Annotated in this window: 11 protein-coding genes and 3 pseudogenes; 7 read left to right on the top strand and 7 right to left on the bottom strand. The window is 41.4% G+C overall.

Annotated elements, in window-relative coordinates; all coding sequences use genetic code 11:
- Nucleotides 1–143 precede the first annotated feature (143 nt).
- Nucleotides 144–1,278 (top strand): annotated as a pseudogene (locus E2I05_RS04150) (IS630 family transposase).
- Between the two features lie 283 nt (nt 1,279–1,561).
- Here E2I05_RS04150 and E2I05_RS04145 read toward each other — a convergent pair.
- Both E2I05_RS04145 and E2I05_RS04140 read right to left on the bottom strand, forming a co-directional pair.
- Nucleotides 1,562–2,080: an RDD family protein gene (locus E2I05_RS04145; protein ID WP_121854853.1), complete on the bottom strand. Its 519-nt coding sequence runs from the start codon at nt 2,078–2,080 to the stop codon at nt 1,562–1,564.
- A gap of 3 nt (nt 2,081–2,083) precedes the next feature.
- On the bottom strand, nt 2,084–2,338 hold the full coding sequence (locus E2I05_RS04140; protein ID WP_121854852.1) for a DUF2960 family protein: 255 nt from the start codon (nt 2,336–2,338) through the stop codon (nt 2,084–2,086).
- Nucleotides 2,339–2,873: 535 nt separating this feature from the next.
- Between E2I05_RS04140 and E2I05_RS04135 the strand changes: the two genes are divergently transcribed.
- Together E2I05_RS04135 and E2I05_RS04130 are read left to right on the top strand one after the other, a co-directional pair.
- A complete protein-coding gene (locus tag E2I05_RS04135; protein WP_165905554.1) occupies nt 2,874–3,509 on the top strand; it encodes an OB-fold-containig protein in 636 nt (211 codons plus the stop codon).
- 15 nt (nt 3,510–3,524) lie between these two features.
- The gene (locus E2I05_RS04130; protein WP_121854851.1) at nt 3,525–5,261 is read left to right on the top strand and encodes a flotillin family protein; all 1,737 of its coding nucleotides are present in this window, start codon (nt 3,525–3,527) and stop codon (nt 5,259–5,261) included.
- A gap of 208 nt (nt 5,262–5,469) precedes the next feature.
- Here E2I05_RS04130 and metH read toward each other — a convergent pair whose 3' ends face one another.
- A complete protein-coding gene (metH, locus tag E2I05_RS04125) occupies nt 5,470–9,201 on the bottom strand; it encodes a methionine synthase (protein WP_121854850.1) in 3,732 nt (1,243 codons plus the stop codon).
- A 121-nt stretch (nt 9,202–9,322) separates the two neighbouring features.
- Here metH and E2I05_RS04120 point away from each other — a divergent pair, with 121 nt between their 5' ends.
- Genes E2I05_RS04120 through E2I05_RS04110 form a run of 3 tightly spaced genes read left to right on the top strand, consistent with a single transcriptional unit; the run spans nt 9,323 to nt 11,928 of the window.
- The gene (locus tag E2I05_RS04120) at nt 9,323–9,952 is read left to right on the top strand and encodes a histidine phosphatase family protein (RefSeq protein ID WP_121854849.1); all 630 of its coding nucleotides are present in this window, start codon (nt 9,323–9,325) and stop codon (nt 9,950–9,952) included.
- A 33-nt stretch (nt 9,953–9,985) separates the two neighbouring features.
- Nucleotides 9,986–10,882: an ABC transporter ATP-binding protein gene (locus E2I05_RS04115; RefSeq protein ID WP_376707914.1), complete on the top strand. Its 897-nt coding sequence runs from the start codon at nt 9,986–9,988 to the stop codon at nt 10,880–10,882.
- The gene (locus tag E2I05_RS04110; RefSeq protein WP_121854848.1) at nt 10,879–11,928 is read left to right on the top strand and encodes a FecCD family ABC transporter permease; all 1,050 of its coding nucleotides are present in this window, start codon (nt 10,879–10,881) and stop codon (nt 11,926–11,928) included. The genes E2I05_RS04115 and E2I05_RS04110 overlap by 4 nt, the downstream gene beginning before the upstream one ends.
- Nucleotides 11,929–11,941: 13 nt before the next feature.
- Here E2I05_RS04110 and E2I05_RS04105 read toward each other — a convergent pair.
- The 4 genes and pseudogenes from E2I05_RS04105 to E2I05_RS22945 all read right to left on the bottom strand — a co-directional run.
- Nucleotides 11,942–12,058 (bottom strand): annotated as a pseudogene (locus E2I05_RS04105) (IS1 family transposase); the annotation flags it as partial.
- A gap of 122 nt (nt 12,059–12,180) precedes the next feature.
- Nucleotides 12,181–12,516 (bottom strand): group II intron maturase-specific domain-containing protein, encoded by a 336-nt coding sequence (locus tag E2I05_RS04100; protein ID WP_133309480.1) that lies wholly within the window; start codon nt 12,514–12,516, stop codon nt 12,181–12,183.
- 18 nt (nt 12,517–12,534) lie between these two features.
- Nucleotides 12,535–13,614: a group II intron reverse transcriptase/maturase gene (gene ltrA / locus E2I05_RS04095; RefSeq protein ID WP_133309479.1), complete on the bottom strand. Its 1,080-nt coding sequence runs from the start codon at nt 13,612–13,614 to the stop codon at nt 12,535–12,537.
- Nucleotides 13,615–14,462: 848 nt separating this feature from the next.
- Nucleotides 14,463–15,118 (bottom strand): annotated as a pseudogene (locus tag E2I05_RS22945) (IS1 family transposase); the annotation flags it as partial.
- A 272-nt stretch (nt 15,119–15,390) separates the two neighbouring features.
- Here E2I05_RS22945 and E2I05_RS04075 point away from each other — a divergent pair.
- Nucleotides 15,391–16,713 (top strand): oligosaccharide flippase family protein, encoded by a 1,323-nt coding sequence (locus E2I05_RS04075; protein ID WP_121855136.1) that lies wholly within the window; start codon nt 15,391–15,393, stop codon nt 16,711–16,713.
- The last annotated feature ends 10 nt before the right edge of the window (nt 16,714–16,723 follow it).

Here is a 16,723-nt window from a genome sequence, read left to right as displayed (position 1 = left end):
TCTGCCTTGCATAAAATAACCAATTTATCGCTGCAAAAACAATCACGAAAGATCAACAGACCCTAGTAGTCCATTCAAGAACAAATAATGACCGAATGGTTATATCCTAACAACTCCTGAACACAAGAAACACTGGAGTTGTTATGAGGGTTAAATACCACGTTCGTTTGAGTAATGAAGAACGTTCAATGCTTGAGGCTTTGATAAAGCAGAAGAAACCACGTGTTGCTCAACATAAGAAACGACACGCCCAAATTTTACTTGCTATTGATGAGAATAATTCGCCACTGACCAATCAACAGATTGCTAAAGCACTAAACATCTCACCACTTGCAGTAACGAGCCTTAGAAAGCGTTTGTCGAAGAAGGATTAGAAGTCGCTGTGAATAGCAAACACAGCCATCAAGGCCGCAGACGCATAATGGATGGCGAAGCCGAAGCCCACCTAATTGCACTGGCCTGCTCTACGCCTCCTGAAGGACGTTGCCGTTGGACATTAAATCTTCTTAGAGACAAGATGATTGAACTCAAATATATCGATAACATATCAAGAACTTCTGTTCATTATGCTTTAAAAAAAACGAACTTAAACCATGGCTTAAAGAAGAGTGGTGTATACCTAAAGAGGAAAACGCTGCTTTCGTGAGTGCTATGGAAGATATATTAGAACTCTATAAACTTCCTTACAATCCTAAGCGTCCTTTAGTATGCCTTGATGAAACCAGCAAACAACAAGTTAAAGAAGTTCGCAATCCGTTACCCTTAGTTTCAGGTTATCCAGAGCGATACGATACAGAGTATGAGCGTAACGGTGTCAGCAACCTGTTCATGATATTTGAGCCTTTAGCGGGCTGGCGACATGTTGAAGTCACTGAACACAGAACGGCCATTGATTGGGCTCATCAAGTAAAAGCCTTAGTAGACGGGCGTTATAAGGACGCTGAGACAATTGTATTAGTTGAGGATAACTTGAATACTCATACACCGGCTTCATTTTATAAGGCCTTCGAACCAGAAGAAGCTCGTAGGTTGATCAATAAAATAGAATTTCATTACACGCCAAAGCACGGAAGTTGGTTGGATATGGCTGAAATTGAATTAAGTATCTTGAGCAGGCAATGCTTAAACCGAAGAATACCCGATCAGGAAACACTAAATACTGAAGTCGAAGCCTGGGTTACCGAGCGTAATGAGTCCAAGGCTAAGATGAACTGGCAGTTCACGACTGAGGAGGCACGTATAAAATTAAAGAAACTTTACCCCGTACTCCCAGAGTAAAGTGAGCCTTTTAACAGAAGTTCACTGATTAACGAAATCCAGTTACACATTCGTTAATCAAAGCATGAAAAGCTAGAATCCTACTGACTTGCCAAGGGGTGGGAGGAGGTGTTTTGTTCAGATATCACTTATTTGTCAATTGATTGTGAACAAAAGTTAAGTAAGAGTTTAAAACAATAAATATCGATATATGATTCTTAGCTCTCCTATGACTATGGTTTACCAGAACAGCTTTAACTGTAGAATTCATATGAATGGACTACTAGCATAATTGGTATAACCTTTATTTTGCTTTTTTCCAGCTCGTCATGTTATTAGCTTCTTTTGTTAATATCACGACTTCTGAACGTGTCATCTTATCTTGTAAAGATAATTTTTCCGGCGACAGCAGCATAAACACATTGCCCACACCGAGAAGTGACCAAAGGACTCTTGCATAAGCGGTGATCAAACTTAAACTTTGACCATTAGGATGTTGTACCTTCAAGCGCCATGCACGCATACCCAAAGTCTGTCCGCCTCGGCTCCAAAAGTAAGCGTAGAAACTCACAATCACAAGGGTAAGATACAGTTGCCAAACCGCTTTATATACAGGAACGGCCAAAAGAGTATCCGAGATAATTTCATAACCGTGATCACTCAGCAAACCTGATTTCACCATGATAGTAAAAACAATAAACCCAAAGATCAGCGCAAAAATTAATATCCCCGCTGCGACCAACACATCATAAGTAGCCGCACCGATACGACGAAAAAAGCTGGCTCGTGGACAGTTTGCATGTTCTGGAGTTATTTTTGCCATGAGTTATTCCTGATCTTCTTCTCGCACAAAATGAATGTTGCTGAACCCCATTCTTTCAAATTCAACTTTATGGAAGTTTCGTTCAGCTCGAGCCCCTTTCCTTGATGTCATAGCAACTTGTTGTTCCATTTTATAAAAGGCATCTAAATTTATCCCTTCAGCGGTTGCAGCCGCTTCATAAATATCATTATGGATGCTGTAACTGAAAGCTATTGTTTTTGTCTGGCCTTTAAAAGTATATCGAACTTGACGCGCCATTTTGACTCCAAAACTTCATAAGAAATCCTATTATACCAATTACAGTAATTAAATTCCCAGCTCAGAGCTATGTATGTGTTCAAAGTACAAGTGAAATTGATGAAGACATAGTTATGACCGACATACAAAACTGTCGTTATTACATTGCTACGTCAAGACAATTTTGAGTAGTATTCTTTATAAACAAAAATGAGCACATACAAGCTCCCGAAGGGCAAGTCTAAAGGGTTCCATTACTGCGTTACAAGCACTTGAATTATCCCGACAAAAGCACTAAGTGCGTTGAACGCCAGTTTTGTATGGCGGCCGTAGGGAATATAGTACTTCAAACTTGCGCCTTGTACTGAAATCCTTTAACTCTTGCTGAGTGGGAAGTTAAATACTGTAATTGGTATTATATTGTGCGTTCAACCGATTTAGTTAGGATTATTTTGTTTCCGTATTTTTGATATTAAAAACGTTCTAATTTGTTTTATTTGTCCGCCGATTATGGTTAAGTAACCGTTAGGAATATTACCCATCAAAAGGAGTACGTATGGTGGATTATTTGTTAGCTCATCAAAATTGGCCGTTTACCTTAGCCTTTATTCTGGTTATCGCTCTTGGCCTATTTGAGTTAATTTCAATGCTAGTTGGGCTCAGTTTATTGAGTGCACTCGATGACTTATTGCCCATCAATATAGACGCAGACGCTTCATCCGGAGCTGACGGTATTACAAGAATTTTAGGCTGGCTATGTTTAGGGCGACTTCCCTTACTGGTTTGGTTAGTGCTTGTGTTAACCAGTTTTGCCATTTTTGGCCTAACGATTAACTATTTAAGCTTAAGCTTTATGTTTCATTTTTTCCCCGAGCACTATGCGCTGATTTCAGCGGCTATTTTAACGCTGTTCAGCTGTCGATATGTCGGCGGGGCTCTGGCTAAAAAAATGCCGAAAAATGAAACCAGTGCCATTAGTCACAGTGAACTTGCAGGAAGCGTTGGTACAATAACCGTAGGCCGCGCCACTCAAGAAACCCCAGCAGAAGCAATGATTAAAGATGCTTTTACGCAAAAACATTATGTGCGGGTTATGCCTGATACCGCAGGAGAACAATTCGAACAAGGCACACAAATTGTCTTGCTCAGACGTAAAAACAATATTTGGTTCGCCGCGCGCTTAACAAAATAATTAAAAGGAATATTAATGGAAAGTTTAGATATGGGAAGTAGCTTTAGTTTTGTCATCATAGGTATGGCAATTTTTGCATTTTTAGTCATAGGTTTGTTGTTTGCCAAACTATACCGACGTGCCACAAAAGAATTATCGTTTGTTCGTACTGGTTTTGGTGGTGAAAAAGTCATTAAAGACGGAGGTGCCATCGTATTACCAGTGCTTCACGAGACTATTTTCGTCAACATGAACACCTTGCGTATCGAAGTTGAAAAAACCCAAAAAGATGCCTTAATAACCCGAGATAGAATGCGCGTTGATGTCAAGGCGGACTTCTATCTACGAGTCGCTCCAAATGCTGAAGGCATTTCAATGGCGGCACAAACACTCGGTAACCGTACCAATCGTGTAGAAGAGCTTAAGCAGTTAATGGAATCTAAATTCGTGGATGTTCTACGTGCAGTAGCGGCAGAAATGAGCATGACTGAAATGCATGAGCAACGCTCTGATTTTGTGCAACGAGTGCAGAACAATGTCGCCAATGATCTTGAGAAAAACGGTCTCGAACTAGAGTCCGTATCGTTGACTGGTTTTGATCAAACAGACTTGCAGTTCTTTAACGAAAATAATGCGTTCGACGCTGAAGGTCGGGCACGACTTGCGAAAATCATTGAAGAGAAACGCAAAGAAACCAATGATATTGAGCAAGAAAACCGCATCAAAATTGAGCAACGTAACCTTGAAGCTGAAAAACAATCACTCGAAGTTGAAAAACTCGAGCAAGAAGCGAAACTGACTCAGCAACAAGCCCTAGAGTTTAAACGTGCAGAGCAACAAGCTGAAATTACCAAACAAAAAGAATTAAAATCACAGGAAGAGCAAGAAGCAGTCATCGCGAAAGATCGCGCCATTGAAACCGCTGAAATTGAAAAAAGTCGTGATGTTGAAACCCGCGAAATTGAAAAACGTCAAGCCATTGAGCAATCACGCATTCAACAACAACGTGAAATCGAAGTCGCAGAGCAAGACAAACGCATTGCGGTAGCGGCAAAATCAGAAGAAGAATCTGCTGCCCGTGCCCAAGCCGCTGAAGCTGAAAAAGCTAAAGTCGAAAAAGAAGAAGCGGTAATCACCGCTAAGCAAGTGGCTCAAGCAAATCGTCAAAAAGAAATTGAAGTCATCGACGCCCGTAAAGAAGCTGAGCGCGAAGCCGTTGGTGTTGTCACTCAAGCTGAAGCCGAAAAACGTGCTGCTGAAGATAAATCTTCTGCCGTGCTTATTGAAGCCAAAGCCAACGCTGATGCATTAAAACTTAAAGCTGAAGCTGATGAAAAAGTGTATGAAGTTGAAGCCGCTGGTAAGCAAGCCTTACACGAAGCTGAAAACGTTTTAAGCGATGAACAGATAGCGCTGCAAAAATCCATCGCTATTTTGAATTCCCTACCTGAAATCATTGCTCAATCTGTTAAGCCACTTGAAAACATTGAAGGCATTAAAATCCTTCAAGGTTATTCTGGCTCAGCAGGTAGCTCAGCCCAAACTGGCGGTAAATCAGCATCTGGTCAAGGCAGTTTTGCCGAGCAAGTCACCGCTGCAGCATTGGATTATCGCGCCAACGCGCCAATGGTCGATTCGATGCTCAAAGACATTGGCTTAGTAAACAATGAGAACGGTAGCTTAGTGGATTTACTGACAGGTAATAATGAAGTCGTGCAGTCGACTGTGGCTGAAGTTGGTGCAGCTCAAACCGCTAAGGTTAAACAGGAGTAACGGCTTATTTTGTAAGCCATAAGCCCACTTTCCAGTGGGCTTATTTGTTTGTCGATAACAAGAACTTTGACGCATTTTGGGGTAATTTTAAGTTAATTTTCTCAAATGAAACTATCCCAACTTACGCCACTTAATTGAAGTTCCTACGAAACTTAAAACAGTAAAATAATCTGCTAACAAGGTCAATTTATCAACAGGATTAAACCTTTTACTCAGTATCATAGCCCAAAACTGGCATTAACCATTTTTCCGCTTCAGCAACACTCATACCTTTACGAATAGCGTAATCTTCAACTTGATCGCGTCCAATATTAGTCACACCAAAATAACGGGCTTTTGGATTCGAAAAGTACCAACCACTGACCGCCGCAGTTGGGAACATGGCAAAATTTTCGGTGATGTCTAATCCAATGGTTTCGTCGGGTTTTAACAGCTCCCATAAGGTAGCTTTCTCTGTGTGATCGGGGCAGGCTGGGTAACCAGGAGCTGGCCGTATCCCTTGATATTTCTCTTTGATTAATGCTTTATTATCTAATACTTCATCGCAGGCATATCCCCAAAACTCTTTGCGGACTCGCTCGTGTATTCTTTCTGCTAAGGCTTCAGCTAAACGATCGGCCAGACATTTAAGCATGATAGCGTTGTAATCATCATGATTGGCTTCAAAACGCGCAACATGTTCATCTATTCCATGTCCTGCAGTAACGGCAAACCCTCCAGTATAATCAGCAATATTAGACTCTTTTGGGGCAACGAAATCGGCTAAGCAAAAATTGTCGTTATCCACTCGCTCAATTTGCATTCGTAAATGGTGTAGCTTATGTGATACCTGTTGTCGGCTATCGTCAGTGTAAAGCTCAATATCATCGTGATCGACCGTGTTAGCAGGAAACAAGCCAATCACGGCTTTCGCGATAAGCCACTTTTCATCAATGATTTGTTTGAGCATGTGCTTGGCGTCTTCGAACAGTTTTCTTGCTTCAGCGCCAACGATTTTATCATCGAGAATTTTTGGGAAGTGCCCGTGGAGCTCCCAACTTCTAAAGAAAGGTGTCCAGTCGATACGCTCAATTAAGTCATCAAGAGGATAATCATCAAAAACAGTAATGCCTAATTCATTAGGCTTTTTAGGTGTGTATTGTGACCAGTAAATTTTACAGCGGTTTTCTCGCGCGTCTTTAATGCTGACAATGGTTTTGCGCTTGATTTGTGACAATCTTTTCTGTCGTATTACATCGTATTCGTGATAACTAGAGTCGATCACTTGTTGGCGTGTTTTGTTACTAATCAGTTTACTTACCATAGGTACGGCGCGTGAGGCGTCGGCAATGTAAATGGCACCATGTGGATAATGCGGTGCGATTTTTACAGCAGTGTGGATCTTTGAGCAGGTCGCGCCACCAATAATAGCGGGAAGCTTGAGTCCAACTTTGTCAAAGGCTTTTACATTGTGGACCATCTCGTCAAGGCTTGGGGTAATTAACCCTGACATACCAATAATATCGATGTCTTCATCGATTGCGGTTTGAATGATCTTTTCAACTGGCACCATTACGCCAAGATCGAACACTTCATAACCATTACAGGCTAATACTACGCCTACGATGTTTTTACCAATATCGTGTACATCACCTTTTACCGTGAGCATTAAAATTTTGCCATTGGATTGGCCGGCGACTTTTTCTTTCTCAATGAATGGATTTAAATAGGCCACGGCTTTTTTCATGACTCGAGCCGACTTGACCACTTGTGGGAGAAACATCTTACCGCTGCCAAATAAATCGCCAACGATGTTCATCCCGTCCATGAGTGGTCCCTCTATGACATCTAAGGGTTTGTTGGCTTGCTGGCGGGCTGCTTCAGTATCTTGGTCAATAAAGTCAGTTATGCCTTTAACAAGAGCATGGGCAAGACGTTTATTGATCTCAAATCCACGCCACTCTTGGGTATCTTGAGTTGTTTGTTGTCCATGACCACGAAACTTTTCTGCGACTTCTAATAATAGTTCAGTATTGCTACTGTCTTCGATTGGACAAGGGAGATTTAATACAATGCGCTCGACATGCAGTTTTAGCTCTGGCTCAATGTCGTCATAAATGGCCAGTTGACCTGCGTTCACAATGCCCATATCCATACCAGCGTTAATGGCGTGGTATAGAAACACAGCATGAATGGCTTCACGAACGGGGTTATTACCTCTAAATGAGAATGATACGTTCGAAACACCGCCAGAGATCATTGCATGAGGACATGTTTGTTTTATCTCACGGGTTGCTTCAATGAAATCTACCGCGTAATTATTGTGCTCTTCAATGCCAGTAGCGATAGCAAAAATGTTGGGATCAAAAATGATGTCTTCAGGAAGAAAGTGCAGTTGTTCAACTAAAATCTTATATGCGCGCTGGCAAATTTCAACCTTACGTATTTTAGTGTCAGCTTGACCTTGTTCGTCAAATGCCATTACGATAACGGCTGCACCATAGCGTTTTACTAATCGTGCGTGTTCAATAAAACTGGCTTCACCTTCTTTTAATGATATGGAATTAACGATCCCTTTACCTTGAATGCATTTCAGTCCGGCTTCAATGACTTCCCATTTTGATGAATCGAGCATTATCGGAACGCGGCTGATCTCTGGCTCGGAAGCAATAAGTTTAAGAAACTTAGCCATGATTTCAACGCCATCTAACATGCCTTCGTCCATGTTGATGTCGATGATCTGTGCGCCGTTTTCGACTTGCTCACGGGCTACACTGAGTGCAGTTTCAAACTGCTCTTCTTTGATCAAACGTAAAAATCGAGCTGAACCAGTTACATTAGTACGTTCACCCACGTTAACAAATAATGAATCAGGCGCAATGAGCAGTGGCTCTAATCCAGATAATCGACAAACGATCTCAAGCTCAGGAATTTTTCGTGCTGGAAAAGGGTTAACGGCATTTTTAATGACGTTTATGTGCCGAGGTGTAGTGCCGCAACAGCCGCCAATAATGTTTAAAAAACCTGACTGAGCCCAATCACCGATAATATTAGCCATTTGTTCTGGAGTTTCATCGTAACCACCAAACTCGTTGGGTAATCCCGCATTAGGGTGGGCAGATACGGCGCATTCACAGATACGAGACAGTTCTTGAATATAAGGTGTTAATTCTTTTGGCCCCAACGCGCAATTTAGGCCGATAGATATGGGTTTTATGTGCCTTAAGGAGTGATAAAAAGCTTCGGTTGTTTGCCCTGTAAGCGTGCGGCCTGATGCATCAGTAATAGTGCCTGAAATCATCACGGGTAAGCGCTGGCTAGGATCGTCGCCAAAACGCTGTGTAAGCACTTTATCAATAGCAAAAAGTGCGGCTTTGGCGTTAAGTGTGTCAAAAATGGTTTCAACTAAAATAATGTCACTGCCGCCATCAATGAGCGCGTTAGTTGAGTTTTCATAGGCTTCAATGAGTTGATCAAAATTGATATTTCTAAAACTGGGATCGTTGACATCAGGGCTGATAGAGCAAGTTCGATTCGTTGGACCTAATACACCAGCAACATAGCGTTTTATACCTGTCACTTCGGTGACTTCATCGGCCGCCGCTCTAGCTATTTTGGCGGCGGCTAAATTGATGTCAGCAGCTAAATGCTCCATGTGGTAGTCGGCCATAGCAATGCTGGTGGCATTAAAGGTATTGGTTTCAATAATGTCTGCGCCGGCATTCAGGTAATCTAAATGAATTTGTTTGATGATGTTAGGTTGGGTTAACACTAGAAGGTCATTATTGCCTTTTAAATCACTGTTCCAGTCAGCAAATTCATCCCCTCTATAGTCTTCCTCTTCCAGTTCGTACTGCTGGATCATGGTCCCCATAGCGCCATCAAGCATCAAGATTCTATGATTAAGATCTTGTTGGAGCTGATAATAAATATGCGCCGCGAAAGTTTGGGGTATTGCCATAAAGTGTTAACCTTTTAATAGAGCTCTAAAATGAACAGTAGACATTTATACGTTTAGACGTCTATATTAGTCGAGTTTTGCAGTTTAAGGCAAGTGCAAAAATTAAACGAGTGAGGAATTTATGAAAAACGCTAAGCTAATACTATTGCGTCATGGAGAATGTAAAGGCGGTAAAATTTTTCGGGGTTTAACTAATGTGCTTTTGTCAGAGATTGGTGTTAAGCAAATGCAAACCGCAGTCGAGCGACTAAAAACTAAGCCTGATTTAGTTTTTACCTCGCCACTAAAAAGATGTCTAGAATTCGCTTCGTCCTATGAGAAAAACAGTATTGTAATGCCCTCATTAATGGAGATGGATTTTGGCGATTGGGACGGAAAAACGGTTGAAGAAATCCTTGAAAAACAACCTGAAGCTTTGTCTGCATTTTGGGATGAGCCTTGGGATAATACTCCTCCGGAAGCTGAGCCTTTAGTGATCTTTGAAACTCGAGTCATGGCGGCTATTGAGCAAATTATCGATGATATTTTAACTCACTGTGGCGAAGGTGTTGACACAACCCCGACGGCATTAGTGATAACCCATGCCGGAGTGGTACGTCATGTTATGTCGCAAGCTCTGAGTCTTGAATCTGGACATGGTTTATATAAAGATCTCGATTTACCATATGCGGCAATGGTAGAAATAAACTTGATCGAAGATGACAGCGGCCGACGGCACTTACGGTTACAATGGCCGACAGTCATTGACTGAACTAAAAAATAATCAAAAATTAGAGCATATCTTGTGACCCAACGTCATTTGCCAAACAGCAAGCATATTCAAGTAACCGCAGTAGAAGTCTCAGGTTTATATTGGCAGCCATATCAGGCGAATGTGCTCACTGATATTAATTTTCAGCTCAATGAAGGTGAAATGCTGGGTGTTATTGGCCCAAACGGCTCAGGTAAGTCGAGTTTATTACGTTGCCTTTATGGATTTATTTGCCCAAACCAAGGCCGTATTCAACTGTTTGGCCGAGATGGGCAATCATATTCTTCACGTTCACTGGCAAAGATCATTGCGGTAGTGCAGCAAGATACGCCTACCGAATTGTCTATCACAACCGAGCAATTAGTTTTTATGGGGTTGACGCCGCACAAAACATTACTGTCATCTACTACGGCGCAAGATAAAGAGTTTGTGGCAAGTGCGCTCGCTAAAGTTGAGTTGAGTCATAAAGCCGCGCAAGAGTTTACATTGTTGTCTGGTGGTGAAAAGCAGCGAGCATTAATTGCTAGAGCGATTGTTCAACAGCCGAAATTGCTCATCCTTGATGAACCGACTAATCATCTCGATATTCGTTATCAAATTCAAATACTCGAACTCGTAAGAAGTTTAGGTATCACTGTCATTGCTTCTATTCATGATCTTAATTTAGCCAGCGCGATGTGTGATCAATTATTGATGTTAAATGAAGGGCAACTGGTCGCAATGAGCACACCTGAAAATGTGCTGACAGAAAACCTAATTGATCAAGTGTTTGATGTCCGATGTCAGGTGTCACGTCACTCGCAATATGGCAATCCGCAGATACAATATTTTTATGATCAATACCAAGAGCAAAGTGTTGCAATAACAAAAGAGTTACAAGGAACTGAACCAGAAACAATGCAATCGACTGCAGAAGCGGAGAGTCTGTGACTTTAAAAAAGTTAGTGATTTCACAAAATATTCCATTGTTAGCTAGTGTTCTATTCTTGCTGGCGAGCATTGTGCTATCGGCCAGTTTTGGTGCAGCAAAAATTAATTTATCTCAAGTATTTACAGTGATAACTCATTGGCTTACAGGAGCTGAGACAGTGACCGATTCCAATTATTTACTCAGCCAAATTGTACTTGAACTGAGATTACCGAGGATTATGCTGGCTATTATCGCAGGTGCGGGATTAGCCATTTCGGGATACGCTCTGCAAACTGTTACGCGTAACCCATTGGCCGATCCATATTTGATAGGTATCAGCTCAGGGGCTTCTTTTGGTGCGGTTTTATATTTAACTGTCTTGGTGTCCAGTGTGATTCAAACCAGTATTTGGTCATCAGTCGGACTATCAACAGCTGCGTTTATTGGCGCTGGAATATCAGTAGTGCTCGTGCTGGCATTAGCGGGATTTGGTATCAATCGCCAAATAGAGAGAATGTTACTGGCAGGGGTAGCGGTTTCCTTTATGTTTAGTGCCATGAGTAGCTTATTACTGTATTTTGCAAAAGCACAGGCAGCTTCAGCAGTTTTGTTTTGGACGCTGGGCAGTTTGACGAAAGCGAGTTGGGAAACATTATGGCTACCGGCCTTAATTGTTTGTTTTGCGCTGAGTATGTTGTTGCTATTTCGAAGAGACATTTCAGCCTTACTTTTAGGTGATGAAACCGCACATACACTCGGTATTAACGTAGCTAGGTTACGACTTGGAGTATTGCTATTGTGCTCAGTCGTTACGGCCACTATTGTTGCTCATTGTGGTGGTATTGCTTTTGTGGGCTTGATGATCCCTCACACTGTGCGATTATTATTCCCCAATCAAATGTCTTTTTTATTGGTAGCTACCTTAGGGGCAAGCTTCCTGATATGGGTTGATGTGCTTGCTCGCACAGCCTTAGCGACGCAAGAGTTGCCCGTTGGTATTATTACGGCCGCCATTGGCAGTTTGTTCTTTTTGGGGATTTTGGCCAGAAAAAATAAGAAAAGATGAGTAGTGGGCTAATTTAGTGGTAGGCATGAATATCAATCCCAAATTCTACTCGATTGATTAACAAACCTATTACCGTATCGTGCATACTTTCTAACTTTGAAAAACAAATCGTTCTTCGTGCTAATCTTTTAAGTAGAGTAGGCTACTGGCTTCGCTATCGCTTATCCAGCAGCCCCTCTTCGATTCCGTGCATGAGGTTTTCCCTCACACGGCTCTGTTGTTACACTTCTCTCAGCCCCTTCACTTTGCTTATCATCTTGTCGTGGGTAAATACTCAAGACCAGCTTGGCGTAATTTTTCGTAAGCACCTCGTGATAGATACTTGCTTCGACGTTGACTTAAGCGACGATGCCATGGATAGAATCGGTTTACTACAAATCCATTTATTCTGAAAAATACTCCTCTGGGATATCCTATCCCAGCAAAATAGTGTTTCCATCCCCTTAGAACTTGATTAACTTTATTTATTAGTACGCCAAGTGTATTTGAGGTTCGATGCTTCACTATGTCTCTGAGTTTATTTTTCAGCTTTGTTTGGCTCTTCTTAGGAAAGTTGCGGAAGAAAGTATACCGATGAGTTCTTGTCACTCCAGCGCAGGCTGGAGTCTAGTGCCTTTGCTTTTTCCTATAAAAAGTCACTGGATACCAGCTTTCGCTGGTATGACAAAGATTGGTACTTTCTAAATCGCTAGATCCCTTAGACGCCTGTATCTTAATGTAACTGGTGCCTTTGATGAGGCCTGTGATCCGTTGAAAGTTAAAACCGAGGAAATCAAACTCATTCATCAGCTTTCCCATATCCACACAGTGGGTTTTACTTTGATTTAGCTTCAGACCTTCATCACTTAATTGCTGTGTTATCCAGTCCAGTTGCTCTTGTGTGTAGGTTTGCTTATGAAGTACAACAAAATCATCTGCATAGGTAACGATTTTACACGGTGTTTTTTCGTGTATTTTCAAACAGAAATCGTTGAGATAGATGTTAGCCAGTAGTGGAGAGATAACTCCGCCTTGCGGAGTGCCACATCGGCTTGCTTCTATTCGCCATTTCCCGTTGACCGTCTCTATGCTGATGGGCGCTTTGATAAAGCTTTTCAGCAAACTCAGAAAGCTGCTGTCGCTTATTCGCCTTTCTACTTTTGCCATCAACTTAGCGTGCGGTATGGTATCGAAATAGGCGCTCAAGTCAGCATCAAGTACGTGCTGATAGCCTTGTTTTAGGCTCATTTCAATGACTTTTACCGCTTGCTGGGCGCTTCGACATGGACGATAACCATAACTGTGTTCATGTAAATGAGGTTCGTAGACGGGTTGCATCACTATTGTCATCGCCATTTGCACAATTCTGTCACTGATTATCGGGATCCCAAGTTTCCGCGTTTTGCCGTTGTCTTTGAGTATTTCTACTCGTTTGACTGGGCTAGGTCGATAGTTTTTCTGTTGTAATTGAGTTTGAATTTCTTTTAACAGCGCAACGACTTTCTTTTGCTGCTCTAGATAACTGAATGTGATGCCATCAATTCCTGCTCCGCCTTTATTGGCTTTGCATCGTCGATAGGCTTCTTCGAGTATATCTAGGCGACTGAGTTTATCGTACAAGCTGTAAAATCGAAGCTCCGAGTTAAGCTTTGAGCGTAAGTAAAGTTTTCGCTGTAATATTCTGATATTTACTGGAGTGTTAGCCATATGGCAATTTCACCTCAAAAGTTACGTTAAAAAACGGGTGTAACACTGAGCCCCTTCCCTGATGTAAAGTTATGTTGTCTTCACGGTTAACGGTACTATGGGCTCATCCGACTGCCTGAGCGCCCTATCTGAAATTTCGGTTTACCTTATATTCGGATAGTGGAAGTCACTACCTTCCAACACTCAGGCTCTCCCACGTTCACTTTATTTCCTTCAATACATGCCACTTCATATTACGCCGGAAGATCAAACAGCGGTGTTTTGCAAGACAGTTGCTTCTCTGTTTGTGTCAGGGTTCGTCAACTAGGAAAGACTCCCCATCTTCATTTTTTGATTTACGACGCTTAACTGAATTCGCTTGATGCTGCGGCCTACATTGCATCTCAACCTTTATTCAAGGCCTTTGTCACAGGGCTTCATGTCATAGCGGTTACCCATTATGCATGCCCGTCAGATTTCGGGATGAACTGGTAATTATCCCGTCAGGTACGTTTCAACCTGATGGACTTATTATAAATAATAACGTTGCTGTCTCTGGTTTATGGCCATGTAATCGCTTGGCTGCGTATACGTTGAGACAAATCCCGCAACAGAATAAAGCGCTTCGTGGCGCTCCCTAGAAACATCAGTTGACTGCGTTCTCAAGCGTAGAAAAAATGGCTGATAGTAAGGCGTAGCTTGCAGCAAGTAGTTATTCTACTTGCAAAAGTTACAACGCAGATAGCAGTCATTTTAGCAAGCTTGTGAGCGTAGAGCACTTCACTCATTGGGTGAAAGCCATGATGATAAAATCATTATATTGCTCAAACAGTTACGCGTATACTCAGCGTTCAACTGATGTTTTTAGGTTTAATCCAAGTTCTAAAATTGAGGTTTTTCCTCTCAATCTTTTGGGTATTAGTTTTTCCTACTTCATGCTGTTCTGGTGGCAAATTTCGCTTATACGCACCCCAGTCATCGGTATAATATTTCTTTATGCCTAGTGGCTCGAGCAATGTCTGTAACTCTTTGAAAGCCTCGTCTGTTCTTTTCCCCAAGACATAAGCTACAACTGTATTCGTACTATGGTCTATGGCATGCCATAGCCACCTCTGGTTAACCTTTTTACCTACAAATGACCATTGCTCATCGATCTCTGCTTCTTCACAGACCAACTCTATATCGATTTCAATGTTTGAGTTGCTATCTCTTTGAGTGTAATTAGGATTTACGTGGACAATGCTCTTTTCTTTTTTTTAATGGCATTTATCACTGTATTCTTGTGTATATTTAACACTCTACCTGTATCCCTTATTCCACTACCATTAAGTACCATGTCAATGGCTGTTTCTTTTACTCCATCTTCCCAAGCACGCTTAACATAATGAAGTAGGGATGTTTTTTTCGGGCACTCAGAGTTGGTACATAAATATCTTTGCTGCCCCTTTGGACTTTTTCCTGCTTTTGATATTGAAGTACTTTGACAGTGAGGGCATTGAACATCTACAGATGTGACGCATGATATTCTCTAAAATAAATGAAACTAGAGTGCAACCATGATAGATCAATTCACTGCTTCAGCCCACTACCCATTAGGGTTAGCGATATTCAAAGCGCTGCCATTTCAACATCTGTTTCATTCACACTCGTAGCTGCATCTCATTGCATATCTATAAAACCTTACACAAAAATGGCTTCTTAAATATCGACTCAAAATCCTGTGCTATGTTTAAAAAACAATAAGATTAATGCGCTACTTAATTCATTTTTAACTTTCCGCAGTGATTAATAAAAACTATGAATGATATTGAAAAAGAAAGTAGCTATTTAAGTCGTGGCAGTATTCTCATCATTAGCACTTTTATTGGTGGTTTTATTGCCCTCTATTTTTTTAACGTAGTAGTCTCTCGAATACTTGGCCCTCATGAGTATGGTGATTTCAAAGTTGCCGAAGCATTCCTAAATTTAGGAAGTATGTTGGTTTTAATGGGCGGCTCAAAAGCTGTCGCGCGATTTCTTCCCGAGCCAATTCACAACAAAAATGGCGAAGGTGTTTGGGATTACACGCGTTTTTACATTAAAGTGATTCTAGTAAGCTCTACTTTTTTAATCATGGCTGTTTATTTTGGCCACGAGTATCACTTAAGCATTGTCGACGGTGATAGTTATCACCCTATATTACTCGCCAGTTTAGCCATTCCCGTTGCAGCCATGTCTGCATTACTTGGTGGGATACTTCAAGTGGCAAAACGCATCGATTTAGCATTTATACCATGGCGTATCGGAGATCCTCTGATGCGTCTAACCATATGTAGTTTTTATTTTTGGATGTTTGGTGAATTAAGCAGCTTTCAAGCCATTGTAATCACACTCATCACTTCAATCTCTATCGCACTATTTTCTTTGCTTTTCATCCATCGACTTTCATTAATGCCATTTCAAAGAGCTCAAAAAAAGCCTAATTACAAAGAATGGCTACGCGTTTCTACCCCTATGATGTTTATCGCTATTATGCAAATGATGATGATGCAATCAGACATATACATGATTGAGTACATGGTAGGCGAAACAGCGGTAGGACATTTTGCAGCTGCACAAACAACAGCCAAAGCAGTAAGTTCTATTCAAATGGCTCTATATGGACTCGTCACACCACTTATTGTCACTTCTCTGGCTTCAGGCCATTTATCAATAGTGGAACTAAATCGTCGCGGCTTTTTAATGATGGTGAAAGTCGTCTTGCCCATCGCCATTACGATCAGTTACTTTGGTCATCCGATACTGGAATTTTATGGACACGATACCGAAACCGCCTATTTATCTATGCTAACTTTACTTATAGGCTATGCAGTCGGCTCACTATTAGGCTTTGCAACATTGTGGTTGCAGTATTCAGGCAAAGAAAAAACCGTAATGGCGACATTATTGTGTACTGTAACCATCAACATCATACTTAATGCCTTGCTTATTCCGATATTTGATATTGAAGGAGCGGCGATAGCCACATCAACCGCATTGATCCTATCTGGAGTGACATTATCCATCTTGATGTTTAGGCATTTAAACATTCTACCCTGGACACTTAACAGTAAAAAAGAAATGGTTGAAGCAAAGGTTTAATAAACCAATT

The organism is Parashewanella spongiae (assembly GCF_004358345.1).
Classification (GTDB): Bacteria; Pseudomonadota; Gammaproteobacteria; order Enterobacterales; family Shewanellaceae; genus Parashewanella; species Parashewanella spongiae.
This window is presented reverse-complemented; position numbering and strand designations above follow the sequence as displayed.